This window comes from Bacillus sp. sid0103, from assembly GCF_019219025.1.
The window spans coordinates 38730-56219 of the sequence record NZ_JAHUWN010000003.1 but is presented as its reverse complement, the minus strand read 5'-3'; the positions used below and the strand labels follow the sequence as shown (position 1 = coordinate 56219).

Genomic DNA, 17490 nt, shown 5'->3' with positions numbered 1-17490 from the left:
ATAAACGAAAGAACGCACAAAATATGTACAAAGAGTTTAAAAAGGCTTCCAACGCCACTCTTCATATCAAATGTTACTAAAAATTCAAAGTAATGGATTGACAAAAACCCTATTTAAGTTTTATAGTGTATTCAATAGTTTTTTTAATACCAAGTAAACCAGTAGGTGAAATAAGAATACACTTTTAGTTGCCTACTAGTTTAAAAGCCGATTGGACTACCAAAGGCTCCTGTTCTTAACAGGAGTCTTTTTCATTGGTTTTGTATATAAGAATGCAGATCAGGCTTAAAAATGAAGTGAACTAGATTGGTTTGGAGGTCTTAATGAAGTGAAATTTGCATTATTTACCCTTATGATGAATGAACCTAATGCGATAACTGGGGTATCATTGACAGCTCAGCAGAAATTTCAAAATGTAGTAAATCAAGCAGTTTTAGCCGAGAAATTAGGCTTTGATGCCTTTGGTGTAGGGGAGCGTCATGGACCACCATTCCTTTCCTCATCACCGGCAGTTGTTTTGACGGCCATTGCTGGAAAAACTTCACGCCTAAGATTATTGACGACTGTACTAGTTCTAAGTGTTCTAGATCCGATCCGAGTGGCAGAGGACTTTGCGACACTAGATCATCTTTCAGGAGGGAGGTTAGAGTTGATTATAGGGAAAGGCAACGACCCACGTCATTATCCCCTCTTCGGAATTACGGAAGAGGAACAATGGGATTCGCTTGCTGAACGATACGAATTACTAAAGCGATTATGGAATGAGGAGAATGTAAGCTGGGAGGGGCGCTACCGAACATCTATTACCAATGTCACGACACAACCAAGACCTTATCAAAAAAGCATTCCAATTTGGCATGGGAGCGCTTCAAGTACGCGTTCGACTGAATTGGCCGCAAAATATGGCGATCCTATTTTCTCATCCAATACTTTTCATCCTCAAGCCAAGTATAAAGAGTTAATTGATCATTACCGTGATCGGCTGGCTTACTATGGTCACGATCCCAATAAAGCAATCGTTGGATCGGGTGCTAGTAATCTATATATTGCCAACAATGCCGAGGAGGCAATCAACCGCTTCCGGCCTTACTACAATGCTTTTCAGGGGACAGACGCAGCGAAGCATAATAACTCGCCTTTTAAAAATCTAGAAGACAATATTGCCAATGGTCCAGTCTTAGTTGGTAGTGCAGAGCAAGTCATCGAGAAAATCTTAAACTACCATCATGCTTATGGAAATCAGGTACTTAGCATAAATGTTGATGGCTTAACGGAATCGGAGCAACAGGAACAATTGCATCGGTTTGCAGCCGAGGTGGCACCGGTGCTGCGACGAGAGATCCCCAGCACCATTTGGGAACAAACCAATGAAGTAGTTGGTACCTAATAGGATCCCGAATGGCTAAATAGTAAAACAAGTTTCCATCAAATGTAAATAAGAAAGCGCCGATTGGTCTACCAAAGGCTCCTGTTTAATAAAACAGGAGTCTTTATTTTTAGGCTATGTTAAAGCTTATTGTTGATTTTGGCACCCTGTTGATCTACGTTCCAGGCGCGAAGACTCCTGCGGGAGGACGGGGCAGGGGAGACCCCGCAGGAGCGCAGCGACGAGGAGGCTCCCCGGACCGCCCGCGGAAAGCGAAGCGCCTGGAGCGGAAATCAACAGGCAAGTGTAACAGAGTCTATTTTTATTAGAAACTTTTTAAATGGTTAACAATCCACATAGGAAAGGGAGTAACGAAGATGAATAAAGTAACGATTATTTCTGGAAGTCCTTCTGAACATACGAGATTAAATGGGGCATTGGAATATGCTGTTGAATTTTTTGAAGGAGTCAATCATTCTCCTGAAATTATCCAAATCCGTAATCTTCCAGCAGATGATTTAATTCAAGCAAGATTTGACAGTAAAGAAATCATTGAGGCTAATAAAAAAGTCGAAGATTCATCTATTATTGTGATTTTAACACCCGTTTATAAAGCATCCTTTTCCGGGGTCTTAAAAACTTATTTGGATCTTCTTCCGCAAAATAGTTTGGTAAATAAAACAATCCTGCCGATTGCCATTGGAGGATCGAGCGGACATCTCCTAATGCTTGATTATGGACTAAAACCAGTGCTCGCGGCGCTTGGAGCAACCCACATTTTAAAAGGGACCTATATTGTAGATAACCAAGTAAAAAAACTAGAAAATCATCGTTATGAACTTGATGTAGAAGTTAAAACACGAATAGACGCTGAATTGAATAAATTAAAGCCTTTCCTGTTATCTAAGAAAGGGGTGTTCAGCACGTCTGTTTAACAACATTAGCAACTTGGATTTATTAGATAACAAGTTTACCAGGAGGGGATTCATTTGGGTTTGAAACTTAGTATTCTGGATCAAAGTGTCATTGCTGAAAATGAAACGGCCTTCGATGCCTTTAACCATACAATTGAATTAGCTCAAAAGGCAGAAGAGTTGGGATATCACCGCTTCTGGGTTTCTGAACATCATAATGCAGAGAAATTAGCAGGATCTGCTCCGGAAGTGTTAATAGCCTATCTTCTCGCAAAAACAAGTCAGATTCGAATTGGCTCAGGTGGTGTGATGCTCCAGCATTACAGTCCATATAAGGTAGCCGAAATTTTTAATGTATTAGCATCATTATCCCCGGGTAGAGTGGATCTAGGGTTGGGGAAAGCACCCGGCGGACTTCCTTTATCCACCAAAGCACTTCAGCAGGAATATGCTGAAAAACCAAAAGAGCTATGGGAAAAACTGGTGGACCTTAAAAAGTTTGTCTATGACACTATTGAACCGTATGACCCATTTTATGGACTTAAAGCAGAGCCTGTGCCTAACACGCCGCCTGAACTTTTCTTATTGGGGGCTAGTTCCTCAAGTGCAAAACTTGCTGGTGAATTAGGATACTCGTTTGTATTTGCTCAATTCATTAATAGTGAAGAGAGAATCCTTAATGAAGCATTTGATGAGTTCAGTCATTTGCAGAAACGAAAAAAATCACAGCCCATCTCTTTTATTCTTGCACTCTCTGTTATTGTGGCGGACACAGAGGAGGAAGCAAAGGCACTGGCAGCTAATTCGAAAATCGTAAAAGTGCATCTACAGAGTGGCAAGACCGTAACGGTGGGGAGCGAGGAGCAAGCAGAGCTGTTTGCCAAACAGGCGAATGAAAGCTACCGAATTGAATTACAGGAAGCAAACATTCTATATGGTACAAAGGAAACAGTGAGTGAAAAACTGCTTCACCTCCAAAATATTTACGATTTGGAAGAAGCCATCATCGTAACGCCAGTTCAAAATTTTGAGAAGAGACTTAAATCTTACGTATTGTTAAGCGAAGCATTTTCGGAAAAAGCTTTACCAATAAAATCACGAAATTAAGGAGGAAGTTGTAATGTCAAATCCATTATCAGTTGTTGTATGGTCAAAACAAGGTTGTCACTTTTGCTCTGAGGTTAAACAATTTTTAGAAGAAAAACAGGTGGAATTTCAAACCATTGATGTAACTAATCACGATGAATACCGCAATATATTGGATGTTAAATATGGGATTCGTCATGTACCCGTAATTGAAATAGGTCAAGACGGCCTTTATCAAGGGGTAACCGAGGTGGGGATCAGCTATCTCGAAAAAGCGTTAGCTCCATTTTTACAAAACCGTTGAATATTTTTTTGAATAATCCCAACTAAATTCATAGGATTAATAAGATAAGTGTTTTCGGAATAAGAGATTGAAAGGGGAAATGGAAATGTCAGAGCAAAGAAAATTACGATTTGGAACGATTATTCATGGTGTAGGAGGCAATATATCAGGATGGAGACATCCAGAAGTTCCAACGGACGCAAGTGTAAACTTTGAATTTTATAAAGCGCAGGCCCAAAAATCGGAAGAAGGGAAATTTGATTTTGTCTTTATTGCGGATGGTTTGCATATTAACAAGCACTCCATTCCTCACTTCTTAAACCGATTTGAACCTATTACCATCCTATCGGCTCTTGCGGCTGTCACATCACGCATTGGTCTTGCGGGTACGTTGTCTACTTCTTACAGTGAACCGTTCAACGTTGCACGACAGTTTTCGTCATTAGACCACATTAGTGGAGGACGTGCAGGATGGAATGTGGTTACCTCACCTCTAGAAAAAACAGCATTAAACTTTAGTAAGACGATTGAAGAGCATCCAGACCATCCAAAACGTTATAAAATCGCAGCTGAATATATAGATGTCGCGAAAGGCTTGTGGGATTCATGGGAAGATGATGCATTTGTCCGCGACAAAGAAACAGGTGTGTTTTTTGATCCTGAAAAACTGCATGAATTGAATCATAGAGGTGAATTTTTCTCAGTGTCAGGTCCGCTGAATATTGCTCGATCCAAACAAGGCCGCCCGATTATTTTTCAAGCGGGGTCTTCGGAAGATGGAAAAAATCTGGCGGCAAAAGAAGCGGATGCAGTGTTCACTGGACATCCATCGTTGGAAGAGGCCCAGAAATTTTATCAAGATGTGAAGAGCAGGGCAGCAGCCTTTGGCAGAAACCCAGACGAAATTCTCATTTTACCTGGTATTGGACCGATTATCGGTCATACAGAGGAAGAAGCAGAACAAAAATATCAAGAAATAGCCAACCTGGTAACCATCGATAAGGCACTTGCTTATTTGGGGAGATTCTTTGAGCACCATGATTTCTCTCAATATCCATTAGATGAACCCTTTCCTGAATTAGGCGATTTAGGAAGTAATAGTTTTAAGAGCGGCACAGATCGAATGAAACAAGAAGCAAAAGAGAAGAAGCTAACCCTTCGTCAAGTTGCACTACAATCAGCTACACCAAGAACTCCATTTATTGGTACACCAGAAATAGTAGCGGATCGTATTCAAGAATGGTTTGAAGGACGCGGTGCGGACGGATTTATTATCGGTACGAATATCCCTAGCAATTTAACGGATTTTATCGATCATGTTGTTCCGATTCTTCAAAAACGAGGACTTTTCAGAACGGAATATGAATCAGATACCTTACGCGGAAATCTTGGTCTGCCATATCCAATCAATCGCTATGCAAAAGAAACCATAAAAAAATAATGGAGGTACATCTAAATGAAGATACTTACAAATTGGACTAAATTATTCGCAATTACATCCGTTCTTGTCCTCCTATTAGCGGGATGCTCTAGTGGTGCAAGTATGAGCAGCAGCGAAGATACCAACGGAGAAAAAGAGGGCAAGGCTCCTATAGGCGGAGAGCTTACATATGCCTTGGCTACTTCACCAGATACACTGGATCCTCATCGCAGCGGTTTAGCGGTAGCTGTTCGTGCCTTTAGAACCATTTTTGATAGTTTAGTAGTGCTAGCACCTGACAATACGATTCAACCGTGGCTCGCAACGGAATGGGCCGTATCGGATGATGGAAAAGGCTATACCTTTAAGTTGCGCAAGGATGTGAAGTTTCACGATGGGACACCATTTAATGCCGAAGCGGTGAAATACAATTATGACCGAATTATTGATCCAAAAACAAAAGCGGCCAATGCGTTAGCGTTAATCCAACCCTATGAATCATCTGAAGTCATTGATGAGTATACGATCAAAATTAATCTTTCCACCCCTTCTACATCGTTTTTAAGTAATCTAAGTCAAGGGTTACTAGGGATTGTATCACCAACAGCAGCAGAGAAATATGGAGATCAGTTTGGTAAAAATCCAGTAGGAACGGGACCGTATAAATTTGTCAGTTGGACAGAAAATGCGGACATTCAAGTGGAGAAAAATAATGACTACAAATGGGCTCCTTCCATCGTAGAAAACAAAGCTGCTCCTAAGATAGATAAAATTACATTTAAAATTATCCCAGAGGAAGCAACGCGAATTGGCAGTGTGCAAAGTGAGCAAGTTCTCGCAGCGGAAACCGTACCGCCACAAAATATCCTGTCATTAAAAAATGATCCAAGAACCCAATTGCTGCAAGTAAATACGATTGGGCTCCCGTATACGCTGTTCTTCAACCAAAGAAAAGAACCATGGAAGGATGTCAAGGTTCGTAAAGCAGTGCAGCTCGCTGTTGATGTGGATGCGATTGTTAAAACACTGTATTTAAACACGTATCAGAGAGCATGGTCACCACTGTCACCAGGAATATTTGGATATGATCAATCGCTTGGAGGCAGCGTAAAGCCTAATATTAAAAAGGCAAATCAACTCCTTGATGAACTTGGTTATGAAAAAGGGGCAGATGGGATTCGAGTAAAAGACGGCAAGAGATTGACCTTGAATTATGTTGATGGATCTCCTAACCGTGAGAAACGAAATGATATCGCCATTATCATTCAACAACAATTAAAAGAGATTGGAATTGCAGTGGAAATAAATATTACCAAAGATGTTGCTTCAGTCGTTTATCAAAACGCGGACTATGATTTGTATGGAAATAGCCAAGTAAATTCCGATCCCAATGCGCTGCGAGCCATCTATCATACACAAACTCCAGAACAGGAAGCGGCATTTAAAGGGTTGGGTGGAGGTTCAAACCCAGAATTGGATCACTTATTAGAACAAGGTACGTTAGAATCGGACCCTGCAAAACGGGAAGACATTTATAAAAAAGTCCAACAAAAAATTATCGAAGAGGCATGGATTTTACCTATTTATGTATTCCCATATACAGTTGCTGCATCAAAGAAGGTAAATGGAATTGGATTTGATGCATTAGGTTATCCATTGTTTAACGATGTAACGATTGGAAAATAAAGAGTAGAGGAGCTGATATATGTGGCATTAGTCAATAAGATGATTTTAAAAATCTCGACTGCATTTGTATCGATTATAGGCTCCTTAATCCTTGTCTTTTGCATCAACTATTTGCTTCCGGGGGATCCAGTACTCTCTATGATTGATCCCTCTGTTGCAACACCCGAAATGGTTGAAAATTTGCGCAAGGAATTGGGGCTCGATCAACCGTTTTACATGCAATTTATCGACTATTTTACCCATATTCTTCAAGGAAACTTCGGACAATCGATCATTAATAGCGAACCAGTCCTTCCGAAGATTATAGAACATTTTCCTGCAACTCTCGCCTTAACTTTTGCTAGTGCGGTCATTTCGATTGTCATTGGGGTTGGGTTCGGGGTGTTGTCAGCTATTTATCAGAATAAGTGGATCGATGTAATCGCTCGATTAATAGGATTATTTGGGATTTCCATGCCGACATTTTGGTCCGGTATCTTACTCATTCTACTATTTTCAATCTCATTGAATTGGTTTCCTGCGATGGGGTCAGAGGGTTGGAAAACGCTCGTGCTCCCATCACTTTCACTTGGTTTTGTCGGAGCAGGATTAATTATTCGGATGGTGCGAAACAGCATGCTGGAAGTGATAAATGAGCCATTTATTGTCACACTCCGTGCGAAAGGTCTATCAGAACGTGCGGTCATGTACCGTCATGCCCTTCGTAACGCTCTTATTCCGGCCATTACCATTATCGGTTTGAATATCGGGGAACTGATGGCCGGTACCGTCGTGATTGAAACCGTATTTTCAAGACAAGGAATTGGGAGAATTGTGGCTGATGCCATAATGGCAAAAGACCTGCCCGTCATTCAAGGGGTTGTTTTCTTTAGCGCCATTGTTTATGTGATGATCAATCTATTGGTGGATCTTTCATATTCAATTATTGACCCACGCGTTCGCCGATCTCAGTAAAAAATGACCATCAAAAAAGGGGTGTTGAAAATGAGAGAAGTGACAAATACCAAAACAGTGTTGAGGCTTCCAAAATGGAATATAGCCAACTATAAAACAAACTTTACTGTATCAAACCTATTTATCTATTTTTCTGGATTTACTATGTTATTCATTATTGCATGTGCCCTATTTCCTAAATGGATTGCACCGTATTCGCCGACATTTATGAACACAGAACTTATATTAAGCGCCCCTAGCAGAGCCCACTTGTTTGGGACAGATTATTTTGGGAGAGATGTGTTTAGTCTTGTTGTTTATGGGAGCAGAGATTCCCTCATGATTGGTACTGCGTCAGTAGTGATGGGTGGATTCATTGGCGGTGCGATTGGTGCTCTCGCTGGATATCTTGGTGGTTTAATCGATGTCATTTTTATGAGGTTTATCGAAATCTTGATGACGATCCCCGGTATCCTCTTGGCCTTAGCGATAGCTGCTGTTCTCGGACCAAGCTTGTTTAATATTGTCTTAGCTGTAGCAGCCGCATCTATTCCCGGGTATGCACGGGTGATGAGAGGACAAATGATGAGCATTAAAAAACGTCAGTATGTGGATGCGTCTCGCTCGATTGGGACGCCTAAATGGCGGATTTTTCTTTGGCATATATTGCCCAATTCTTGGTCACCGCTCTTAGTGATGGGGACAATTGGTCTAGGCACATCGATTTTGGTTGGTTCAGGATTAAGCTTTCTAGGCCTTGGCGTGATTAAAGAAATACCTGATTGGGGGGCACTTCTTTCCCAAGGTAGAGGTTACTTAACAGTAGGCTGGTGGATCTCTACATTCCCAGGCTTGGCCATTACTCTTTTTGTTCTTTCCGTTAATGTTATTGGAGATAGACTTCGGGATATTTTTGATCCGAAAACAAGCAGAACGAGATGAAGGAGAATAAAAGATGGAGAAGCTGCTAGATATTCAGAATTTAAAAGTGGATTTCACGACTAATCATGGAGACCTTACAGCCATTCAAGATGTGTTTTTACAGATAAAGCATGGTGAAACAGTCTGTATAGTAGGTGAATCCGGAAGTGGCAAAACGGTGACTTCAAAAACGATTATGAGACTTATTGATTACGAAAATGGAAAGATAGCGGATGGGAGTATTGTAGTAGATGGGATAGATCTGACACATCTGCCTCAAAAAAAGCTTCGGTCCATTCGCGGGAAAAAAGTGGCGATGATTTTTCAAGAACCAATGGCTGCTTTTGATCCTGTTTTTACAATTGGAAACCAGATAATTGAAACGATCCTTGAAAATAAGCAAACTAGTAAATCGGAAGCCAAAGCGCGTGCGCTCTATTTATTGAAACAGGTGGGTATTACAGATGCGGAGTTGCGAATGAAACAGTATCCTAATGAGCTGTCGGGAGGGATGCTGCAGCGGGCGATGATTGCCATGGCACTGGCATGTGATCCTGATTTATTGATTGCAGATGAACCAACGACAGCACTTGATGTCACCATTCAAGCCCAAATCCTAAAGCTGCTTCAAGAGTTAAAAGAAGAGCTGGGAATGTCGATTCTCATAATTACGCATGATATGGGCGTTGCCGCAGAAATGGCAGACAGAATCATTGTGATGTATGCGGGACGTATTGTGGAGCATGCAAACGTCAAGCAGTTGTTCGAGCTGCCGCATCATCCCTATACCAATGGGTTGCTGCACTCGATTACAACGATGGATAGTGATCGAAGTAATAAACTTTATTCTATTAAGGGGTCTATTCCTGGTCTATCTCAATTACCACCTGGATGTCAGTTTCATCCACGTTGTCCGTTCGCAACCGCGCGCTGTTCTGTCGAAGCACCGCCTTTGTTAGAAGTGAATGATCGCCAAACAGCATGCTGGCATGCGGAGGCCCTCGTCATGACAGATGCTTGGAAACAGCCTGTGGTTGATAAAAGCACAGAGGTTTTGCCAGAAAAAGAGGTTGTTCAAATCACATCAGAATCTACTCGTCAACCTTTGTTTACCATTCAAGAATTAAGTAAATATTATCCGATTGGCAAGAGTGTATTTAATCGACATACTTCCTATATCAGAGCGGTCGATAAAGTGTCCTTTACGATTAAAAAAGGAGAGACATTTGGTCTTGTCGGAGAATCGGGAAGCGGAAAGTCTACATTGGGACGTGTTCTTTTACAATTAGAGAAATCAACAAATGGTAAGGTTTTTTTTCAAGAACACGATTTGTCAAAACTAGGTGCAAAAGAATTACGTGAAATGCGGAAGGATATGCAGGTCATTTATCAAGATCCGTATGGTTCAGTCAACCCGCGTTGGAAAGTGGGCGATATCATCGGAGAACCCCTTCAAGTTCATGAATCACTTAGCATGAAAGAAAAGAAGGCGAGAGTTCAGGAATTATTGGAGGTAGTGGGATTAAATAAAAACGGCTACGATTTATACCCACATGAATTTTCAGGTGGTCAGCGCCAACGGATCGCTATCGCAAGAGCGATAGCCCTTAATCCTCAGTTTGTTCTAGCAGATGAAGCTGTTTCCGCTTTAGACGTATCTGTACAGGCTCAAATTGTCAATTTATTACAAGAATTACAGCGTGAGAGGGACTTAACTTATCTATTTATTGCACACGGGTTAAATATTGTTCGTCATATCTCTGATCGCATTGGTGTGATGTATTTGGGCCAACTGGTTGAACTTGCAACGAGTGAAGAAATTTTCTTGCATCCTGCCCACCATTATACAAAAGGGTTAATTGACTCGATTCCCCATGCTGATCCTACAAGGCTAAGAGAAAGGATTTCGATTCAGGGGGAAATCCCATCTCCAACAAATCCACCATCGGGATGCCGATTTCATACTCGTTGTCCAGCAGCGACAGCTCGCTGCCGAGAGCAACAGCCATTATTTAGGGAATTGGCTACAGGACATTGGGTGGCTTGTCATGATCCTGTCTAATTTTATCGCTAGATTTATTTTTGTTTTGTTGATAGGCCAGCCATAAAAATGAAAAGGAGGATATTTATGATGCAAAGCCATAATCCTCAATCTGAAGTGATTCTCTTAAAACCCCAAAAACGGAATTACTTGGAAAAATGTGAATATCTTAACTTGCCAGATTTACAATTTTTTCAATGGTGTCATTTACAATATGGGTTAAATAAGGGCGTTTATAATACGATTGATCAGTGGTTTTATGGATTTGGAATTGAACATATTCACTATCGTCGAATCTACATTTTGAAATTTTTAGATTTTACAAAGGAATGTGGAGTAGTGAAGGACCAACAAAAATTTATCCGTTTCGGAAATGGAGGTCTGATTCGAAGTCTGCAGAGATTTATTCATTCTATTAATCAGGGATAAAATGTATGTTTGTAATGACCTCAACAGAAAAGAGATGTTGAGGTTTTTTGGTATTTTTGACAAAAAACGGATAGATACGCATCAAGAAAATGGTCAGCAAGTAGAGGTTCTGGATGATTTTACCGATGCGATGGGTCACGCGGGTGCGATAAAAATTGATCCTGACAGCAACATAAAATATGGCAGAGCTGTTCCACGAGGGGATGGCGCAGCGCTAGGGTTTTTGTTTAGCGGTATGAAGAACAAAATCCATCGATGGCTATGGAGAATTGTCTTTCATGAGCGGTATGAAGAACAAAATCCAGCGATGGCATTGGAGAATTGTCTTTCATGTGCGGTATGAAGGACAAAATCCAGTGAAGGCAATGGAGAATTGTCTTTCATGAGCGGTATGAAGGACAAAATCCAGCGATGGCATTGGAGAATTGTCTTTCATGAGCGGTATGAAGGACAAAATCCATCGATGGCATTGGAGAATTGTCTTTCATGAGCGATATGAAGGACAAAATCCAGCGAAGGCAATGGAGAATTGTCTTTCATGAGCGGTATGAAGGACAAAATCCAGCGATGGCATTGGAGAATTGTCTTTCATGAGCGGTATGAAGGACGAAACGAGCTAAGGCTTTGGAGAATTGTCTTTCATGAGCGGGATGATGGACAAAATCCATCGATGGCATTGGAGAATTGTCTTTCATGAGCGGCATGAAGGACAAAAACGAGCGAAGGCAATGGAGAATTGTCTTTCATGAGCGGTATGAAGGACAAAATCCAGCGAAGGCTTTGGAGAATTGTCTTTCATGAGCGGTATGAAGGACAAAATCCAGCGAAGGCTTTGGAGAATTGTCTTTCATGAGCGGTATGAAGGACAAAACCCACGGAATAGCTCCGGACATTTGTTTTTCATTAGATATTTTAAAGGATAGTTCTCATGTAACTTGCTCGTTTTAAAAACTGGCATGTGTTCAATGCAGCTAAAAATTAAATTTCGAATTATGTAATTGTATAAAAACAAAAAAACTCAAGCTGCTAAGTGCTTGAGTTGAAAAAATCTTTGTTTATGTTTCTAACAAGGATCTGATCCTTAAGGCAAGTCTAATTTGCATCGTTGTTTCGGAATCCTTTAGGCTTTTGCCGAGAATTTCCTCGCACTTTTCAATTCGATAAACGACCGTGTTGCGGTGAACGAATAATCGTTTGGCAGTTTCGGATATTTGACAGTGTGTTTCTAAGTAAACCGATAAAGTGGTTAGTAGTGATTGTTCTTCTTCTAATTTTGACTCTGAAAAGGGGCTTAGAGCAAATGTGTAAAAATTCTTTAATTCCTCTTGGGGTACCATTCTCAATAATTCCATCACGTCTTTCGTATGATACGTTTGGATATAGGCTGTTTTCTTCGAAAGTTGTCCTTGTGATAGAGCATCTACCGCATCTTTGTAAGCATTTTTTACATCAAGAAAAGTATGGCTTACATTACTAACACCAAAAGAAATGGTATTTCCAAAGTAATTGGAAACCTTTTCTTGTATTTGGATTAAGGCAGATTCTGCATAAGTGCCTGGAATTGAGATCGTTTCTTGAACTTCAAATAAAAGAATACAAGATTCACCATGTGTGAAAAAGTGAATGACAGGAGTCATATCCAAGATTTCTCCTTCCATAAACTCATAAATATCATCTGCTTTTTCAAGTCGCTCGGTATAGGTAGCATGCTGATCGTCCCTGTCAATTTTACCAACCGTGCAAATATACTTTTGATCATTTTTTAATGAAAATTCCGCTGCTCGCCCGATGATTTCCTCTTGGGAAGAAAAAGTACCATCTGAAAAATGAAGGAAGAAATCATTGCGAATACTTCGTTCTTGCTGTCTTAGTGCATGTTCCTTCATCAGTGCAAACGAAATGACATTGGTAGCTTGTTCAATGGTTAATGAGGTTAAATGATCGGTTTTCTCAATCTCACCCATAATCATCAGAAAGCCTTTTTTCTTTTCACTGATGTGTACAGGAAATAAGGTACAAGTTTGTTTAGTGGATCGGACTGACAGGGAAATAGGCGAGGTCATCCGAGAAGGAATCTTGAGACCATCCAATAGGAAAGGAAAGATTAGGTTCTTATTACGTTGATAGATCGGCTTGAAATGCTGATCAATTAATTGAACCGGCCGATGAATCACATGAGATAGATCTTGAAGTAATAATTCAATCCCTTTACCTTCCATAATGATTTTGGTGAAGTGCTTGTGGGTTTCAAGAGCAAGCGTTAATGCAGCTGCCCGTTGGTCGAGAATAGCTCGTAAGGTATGATTGACAATTTCCCCAAGCGATAATTCTAATGGAAGTTCAATGATGGGGAAGGCTAACTCGTTTGCTAGTTTGATAACATCATCCGGTACTTTATCTAAATAGCGCTTCGTCTTGATTCCTAATCCAGCACAGCCTTGATCAGCCATGGCTTGAACCAGTTCAGTCAGTTTGTGTGGATGATCTTTGAAATGATATGCGGTCGTGATGAGAAATTCACTTTGATTTAAGAAGTGAATAATATCGGGTGCATCCATCATATTGACTGATTCCACTTCACGTGAAATTCCCGATTCTCCGGCGGTTATGGTCATTCCTTCTAATTGTGGGATCGTTAGGACTTCATTTACGTTCATGGGAAACTCTCCTTAGGTAGAAACATAACACTGAAAATTGTGTATTTTTCATATATATTAGCATGATTTAGTTAATTTGCATAAAAAAATAAGATAATTTTTACGATTTCACCAATGAAGTTCATTTGTAATGAATGTAAACTAAGAATATAACCAGTTATATATTAGGAAACCTAACATTAACAATGACGAGGAGTGAAGTGGGTGGCCATTCAAATAGACAGACATTTTTTGGAAAAAGGTCAGGTAGGAGCAATGATTGAATGGCTTGCTACTATTGGAAAAACAGAGAATGGGGGAGTAACAAGACTTTTATATACACCATCCTGGCTGGAGGCGCAGCTTGCATTAAAAAAAATTATGGACCAATCGAACTTGCATACGTATTTTGACAGTGTCGGTAATTTATTTGGAAGATTGCCAGGGACGGAATCAAACGGGAAGACAATCTTGACCGGCTCTCACATTGATACGGTAGTAGATGGCGGGAAATACGATGGCGCCTATGGAATTATTGCTAGTTTCATTGCTGTATTAAGGCTGTTTCAATCATATGGCTCCCCAAAGAAAACGATCGAAGTGGTCTCTTTATGTGAAGAAGAGGGAAGCCGTTTTCCGCTTACCTTTTGGGGGTCGAGAAATATCAGCGGTGCTTACACCCTTGACCTGGTCAAAGGGGTTAAAGACTCAGAGGGGATTCCATTTTTAGAAGCAATGAAACAAGCGGGTTTTGATCCCGTTAACTATACACCACCTATTCGGGATGATGTCGAACGGTTTGTTGAGATTCATATTGAACAAGGGATGATTCTCGAAAAAAATCAGAATCAGGTTGGGATTGTGACCCATATTGTCGGACAACGCCGTTTTACCATTCACATCCATGGGGAAAGTAATCACGCGGGGACGACTCCGATGCAGTATCGGAAGGATGCAGTCAGTACAGCGGCCCATTTTATTTCCTTTTTAACTGAAAAAGCGAAGGCTACCGACCCGCAATTAGTGGCAACGGTTGGAAGGTTACACGTCAAACCGAATGTGCCGAATGTGGTTGCTGGTGAGGTAGAGTTTAGCCTGGATATCCGCCACCATCAGGAAAATATTATGGATCAGTATTGCCATGAGATCTTTACGGAGTTTAAACGATTCTCTGAAAGTTTAAATATGGAAGTGGCCATCACTCAATGGATGGATGTAAAACCGGTTAAGATGGATGAGGAGATGTGTGACTGGGCTCGAGAAATCGCAGAGCGAAAAAACTACCGCTTTCAGGAAATGATCTCGGGTGCTGGGCATGATGCCCAAGTATTTGGTACGGAATGCGCCACCTCCTTATTATTTGTCCCAAGCCAAAATGGAATCAGCCATTCACCAAAAGAATTTACCAGTTTGGAAGAGTTAGAAACAGGAATCGCCCTATTAACTGAAGTATTATATAAACTAGCATATTAAGGAGTTGTTAGAAATGGCATTTTCAGAGCTGCACACACCAATGCGCACCATTATGACGCCCGGACCGGTTGAAGTCGACCCCCGGGTATTACGTGCCATGAGCACACCTATTTTAGGACAATTTGATCCCGCTTTTACGGATATCATGAACCAAGTAATGGAAATGCTTCGTCAAGTATTTCAAACAAAGAACCGTTGGGCTTTTCCCATCGATGGCACCTCGCGTTCCGGAAATGAAGCGATTCTTTGTAGCATCATCGAACCAGGAGACCGGGTGCTCGTCCCGATTTTTGGAAGATTCGGTCATTTATTAGTAGAGATTTGTGAAAGATATGGAGCGGAAGTTTATACACTGGAATGTCCGTGGGGGGAAGTGTTTGATCCGCAAACGGTCATCGACGAAATAGAAAGAGTAGCACCGAAAATTTTAGCGATAGTTCATGGAGAAACGTCCACAGGAAGAATGCAGCCTCTTCAAGAAATTGGCCTAGCATGCCGTGAAATGGATGTATTGCTCGTGGTAGATGCTGTCGCCTCGATTGGCGGCGTGGAAGTTAAAACCGATGAATGGTGTATTGATGGCATCATAGGCGGTACCCAAAAATGCTTGTCTGTTCCATCAGGGATGGCTCCAATCACATTTAACGAACGAATTGAAAGCATCCTTTCTGCTCGTAAAAAGGTCGAACGCGGGATAGCGACAGAGGAGGACCTGCGCTATTCCCGAAGCAGACATCCGATTGCCAGCAATTATTTTGATTTAAGCATGCTGCAAGATTATTGGGGTCCAAGAAGACTCAATCATCATACAGAGGCCACATCGATGATTTATGCCTTGTATGAGGGGCTCCGCCTAGTTTTAGCAGAAGGACTTGAACAGCGATTTGACCGCCATAAATATCACGAATCAGCGTTAGTCGCAGGGCTCGAGGCAATGGGCTTGAAACTATTTGGTGATGCCGAACATAAACTGCCGTGTGTCACCTGTATTGAAATACCTAGCGGTGTAGATGGAGAAGCGGTTCGAAAAATGCTCCTCGATGCCTTTAGCATTGAAATAGCTTCCTCCTTTGGACCGCTCCACGGGAAAATTTGGAGGATTGGAACGATGGGATATAGCTGTCGAAGAGAAAATGTTCTTTCAGTGCTAGGTGCATTAGAAGCCGTTTTAATTCGCCACGGGGTAAACGTAAATCGTGGACAAGCATTGCAGGCCGCGCTTGATGTGTATGCTGTAGAAAAAAAACATTTGGTAGCGTTGAAATAGAAGTGTTTGGGAACCAGTATGGACGGATGCAATACATTTTCATTCTCTGTGGTGAAGCACCGATTTTTGAGCCTAATTGGATGGGTATTAAAGTGCTTATATTTAACAAAGGGCTGCGAGGGCAGCTCTTTTTTCTAATTCAAAACCAGGTAATAGTGAAATGATTTATCGTAGATAACAATTGATGTGTAACTCTGATCCATTGCGTTAACGGGTGTGTTTCTACATTTAGTGGAGACGTTTTTTTAGTAACTGGTATGTTAGTTGAACAAGGTGATATTTGGTAAAATTTAAAAAGAAGGATATAAGGGGGTTAGTAAATGATATTGGTGAGTTCTTGCTTAGCTGGGTTAGAGGTGAGATATAACGGAACGCATTGTTTAAATAATAAAATAAGAAAACTAGTAGAAGAAAATAAAGCTATTACAATATGTCCAGAATTACTTGGGGGATTTTCAATTCCCAGAGTACCTGCTGAAATAATAGGTGGAAACGGAGAAGATGTGCTGGATGGAAAGGCTAAAGTAGTTGATAAATCAGGTAAAGATGTTACGGATCTTTACATAAAAGGAGCATATGCTACACTTGAAAAAGCTAAAGAAATAACGGCGACTATAGTGGTTCTCAAGGAGAATAGCCCATCCTGCGGCAGTTCAAAGATTTATAACGGCGAATTTAATGGTAAAAAAATTGAGGGGATGGGAGTTACTTCTGCATTATTAAAAAGAGATGGGATAAAAGTAATTTCAGAAGAACAATTTGCTGAAATCTTCCTTTAGTTCTCAACTACAATTGCGTTTCTGTATGAAGTAAAGACGCTTTTACACTACTATGAAAATAAACTTCTGTAACTTCGGCAAAATGGCATAACTGAATAAGACGCAGCTCATTCAAACTGGGACTTTAACCTTCAATTGTTGCTTAAGTAAGTTTTAATAATCTGAGCCGTTGGACATGGATAAACCCACCAACATCCAATGTGTTGTCAATTACACTCCACACACTGTGAAGCGTTGCTCGGATTGAATTGGTTAA

Annotated in this window: 17 protein-coding genes; 16 read left to right on the top strand and 1 reads right to left on the bottom strand. The window is 40.9% G+C overall.

All coding sequences use genetic code 11. The features are described from left to right. Positions 1-328: 328 nt before the first annotated feature. From KW850_RS04240 to KW850_RS04180, 13 genes are all read left to right on the top strand, one after another. Positions 329-1387 carry an LLM class flavin-dependent oxidoreductase gene (locus tag KW850_RS04240; protein ID WP_218346334.1) on the top strand — a complete coding sequence of 353 codons (1059 nt, stop codon included), beginning with the start codon at positions 329-331 and terminating at the stop codon, positions 1385-1387. A 116-nt stretch (positions 1388-1503) separates the two neighbouring features. Next, on the top strand, positions 1504-1695 hold the full coding sequence (locus KW850_RS04235; protein ID WP_218346333.1) for a hypothetical protein: 192 nt from the start codon (positions 1504-1506) through the stop codon (positions 1693-1695). A gap of 48 nt (positions 1696-1743) precedes the next feature. Then, the gene (gene ssuE, locus KW850_RS04230; protein ID WP_218346332.1) at positions 1744-2301 is read left to right on the top strand and encodes an NADPH-dependent FMN reductase; all 558 of its coding nucleotides are present in this window, start codon (positions 1744-1746) and stop codon (positions 2299-2301) included. Positions 2302-2355: 54 nt separating this feature from the next. Continuing rightward, the gene (locus tag KW850_RS04225) at positions 2356-3387 is read left to right on the top strand and encodes an LLM class flavin-dependent oxidoreductase (protein ID WP_218346331.1); all 1032 of its coding nucleotides are present in this window, start codon (positions 2356-2358) and stop codon (positions 3385-3387) included. A 13-nt stretch (positions 3388-3400) separates the two neighbouring features. Beyond that, entirely contained in the window at positions 3401-3670 is a 270-nt protein-coding gene (locus tag KW850_RS04220) for a glutaredoxin family protein (protein ID WP_218346330.1), read from the top strand. An 85-nt stretch (positions 3671-3755) separates the two neighbouring features. Next, positions 3756-5090 (top strand): LLM class flavin-dependent oxidoreductase, encoded by a 1335-nt coding sequence (locus KW850_RS04215; protein ID WP_218346329.1) that lies wholly within the window; start codon positions 3756-3758, stop codon positions 5088-5090. 15 nt (positions 5091-5105) lie between these two features. Further along, on the top strand, positions 5106-6755 hold the full coding sequence (locus tag KW850_RS04210) for an ABC transporter substrate-binding protein (RefSeq protein ID WP_218346328.1): 1650 nt from the start codon (positions 5106-5108) through the stop codon (positions 6753-6755). 39 nt (positions 6756-6794) lie between these two features. After that, positions 6795-7709 (top strand): ABC transporter permease, encoded by a 915-nt coding sequence (locus KW850_RS04205; RefSeq protein WP_218346596.1) that lies wholly within the window; start codon positions 6795-6797, stop codon positions 7707-7709. 30 nt (positions 7710-7739) lie between these two features. After that, the gene (locus KW850_RS04200; protein ID WP_218346327.1) at positions 7740-8630 is read left to right on the top strand and encodes an ABC transporter permease; all 891 of its coding nucleotides are present in this window, start codon (positions 7740-7742) and stop codon (positions 8628-8630) included. Positions 8631-8643: 13 nt separating this feature from the next. Beyond that, the gene (locus KW850_RS04195) at positions 8644-10671 is read left to right on the top strand and encodes an ABC transporter ATP-binding protein (RefSeq protein ID WP_218346326.1); all 2028 of its coding nucleotides are present in this window, start codon (positions 8644-8646) and stop codon (positions 10669-10671) included. Between the two features lie 66 nt (positions 10672-10737). After that, positions 10738-11079: a hypothetical protein gene (locus tag KW850_RS04190; protein ID WP_256358076.1), complete on the top strand. Its 342-nt coding sequence runs from the start codon at positions 10738-10740 to the stop codon at positions 11077-11079. A 34-nt stretch (positions 11080-11113) separates the two neighbouring features. Then, positions 11114-11422, top strand: a complete 309-nt coding sequence (locus KW850_RS04185; protein WP_218346325.1) for a hypothetical protein — start codon at positions 11114-11116, stop codon at positions 11420-11422. A 195-nt stretch (positions 11423-11617) separates the two neighbouring features. Then, complete coding sequence (locus tag KW850_RS04180; RefSeq protein ID WP_218346324.1) at positions 11618-11776, top strand: hypothetical protein; 159 nt, start codon at positions 11618-11620, stop codon at positions 11774-11776. A gap of 358 nt (positions 11777-12134) precedes the next feature. Here KW850_RS04180 and KW850_RS04175 read toward each other — a convergent pair whose 3' ends face one another. Then, positions 12135-13736, bottom strand: coding sequence for a PucR family transcriptional regulator (locus tag KW850_RS04175; RefSeq protein WP_218346323.1), 1602 nt, complete (start codon positions 13734-13736; stop codon positions 12135-12137). Positions 13737-13991: 255 nt separating this feature from the next. Between KW850_RS04175 and allC the strand changes: the two genes are divergently transcribed. The 3 genes from allC to KW850_RS04160 all read left to right on the top strand — a co-directional run bounded on the left by allC (position 13992) and on the right by KW850_RS04160 (position 17234). After that, on the top strand, positions 13992-15188 hold the full coding sequence (gene allC, locus KW850_RS04170; protein ID WP_218346594.1) for an allantoate deiminase: 1197 nt from the start codon (positions 13992-13994) through the stop codon (positions 15186-15188). A 13-nt stretch (positions 15189-15201) separates the two neighbouring features. Then, on the top strand, positions 15202-16455 hold the full coding sequence (locus tag KW850_RS04165) for a pyridoxal-phosphate-dependent aminotransferase family protein (protein WP_218346322.1): 1254 nt from the start codon (positions 15202-15204) through the stop codon (positions 16453-16455). 320 nt (positions 16456-16775) lie between these two features. Then, a complete protein-coding gene (locus tag KW850_RS04160; RefSeq protein WP_218346321.1) occupies positions 16776-17234 on the top strand; it encodes a 2-thiouracil desulfurase family protein in 459 nt (152 codons plus the stop codon). The last annotated feature ends 256 nt before the right edge of the window (positions 17235-17490 follow it).

What these genes read in the sequence shown, in the direction of transcription:
- KW850_RS04235 (WP_218346333.1), top strand. Translation starts at nt 1,504, where the DNA reads ATGTTAAAGCTTATTGTTGATTTTGGCACCCTGTTGATCTACGTTCCA.
- ssuE (WP_218346332.1), top strand. Translation starts at nt 1,744, where the DNA reads ATGAATAAAGTAACGATTATTTCTGGAAGTCCTTCTGAACATACGAGA.
- KW850_RS04220 (WP_218346330.1), top strand. Translation starts at nt 3,401, where the DNA reads ATGTCAAATCCATTATCAGTTGTTGTATGGTCAAAACAAGGTTGTCAC.
- KW850_RS04215 (WP_218346329.1), top strand. Translation starts at nt 3,756, where the DNA reads ATGTCAGAGCAAAGAAAATTACGATTTGGAACGATTATTCATGGTGTA.
- KW850_RS04210 (WP_218346328.1), top strand. Translation starts at nt 5,106, where the DNA reads ATGAAGATACTTACAAATTGGACTAAATTATTCGCAATTACATCCGTT.
- KW850_RS04205 (WP_218346596.1), top strand. Translation starts at nt 6,795, where the DNA reads ATGATTTTAAAAATCTCGACTGCATTTGTATCGATTATAGGCTCCTTA.
- KW850_RS04200 (WP_218346327.1), top strand. Translation starts at nt 7,740, where the DNA reads ATGAGAGAAGTGACAAATACCAAAACAGTGTTGAGGCTTCCAAAATGG.
- KW850_RS04195 (WP_218346326.1), top strand. Translation starts at nt 8,644, where the DNA reads ATGGAGAAGCTGCTAGATATTCAGAATTTAAAAGTGGATTTCACGACT.
- KW850_RS04190 (WP_256358076.1), top strand. Translation starts at nt 10,738, where the DNA reads ATGATGCAAAGCCATAATCCTCAATCTGAAGTGATTCTCTTAAAACCC.
- KW850_RS04185 (WP_218346325.1), top strand. Translation starts at nt 11,114, where the DNA reads ATGTTGAGGTTTTTTGGTATTTTTGACAAAAAACGGATAGATACGCAT.
- KW850_RS04180 (WP_218346324.1), top strand. Translation starts at nt 11,618, where the DNA reads ATGAGCGGTATGAAGGACAAAATCCAGCGATGGCATTGGAGAATTGTC.
- KW850_RS04175 (WP_218346323.1), bottom strand. Translation starts at nt 13,736, where the DNA reads ATGAACGTAAATGAAGTCCTAACGATCCCACAATTAGAAGGAATGACC.
- allC (WP_218346594.1), top strand. Translation starts at nt 13,992, where the DNA reads ATGATTGAATGGCTTGCTACTATTGGAAAAACAGAGAATGGGGGAGTA.
- KW850_RS04165 (WP_218346322.1), top strand. Translation starts at nt 15,202, where the DNA reads ATGGCATTTTCAGAGCTGCACACACCAATGCGCACCATTATGACGCCC.
- KW850_RS04160 (WP_218346321.1), top strand. Translation starts at nt 16,776, where the DNA reads ATGATATTGGTGAGTTCTTGCTTAGCTGGGTTAGAGGTGAGATATAAC.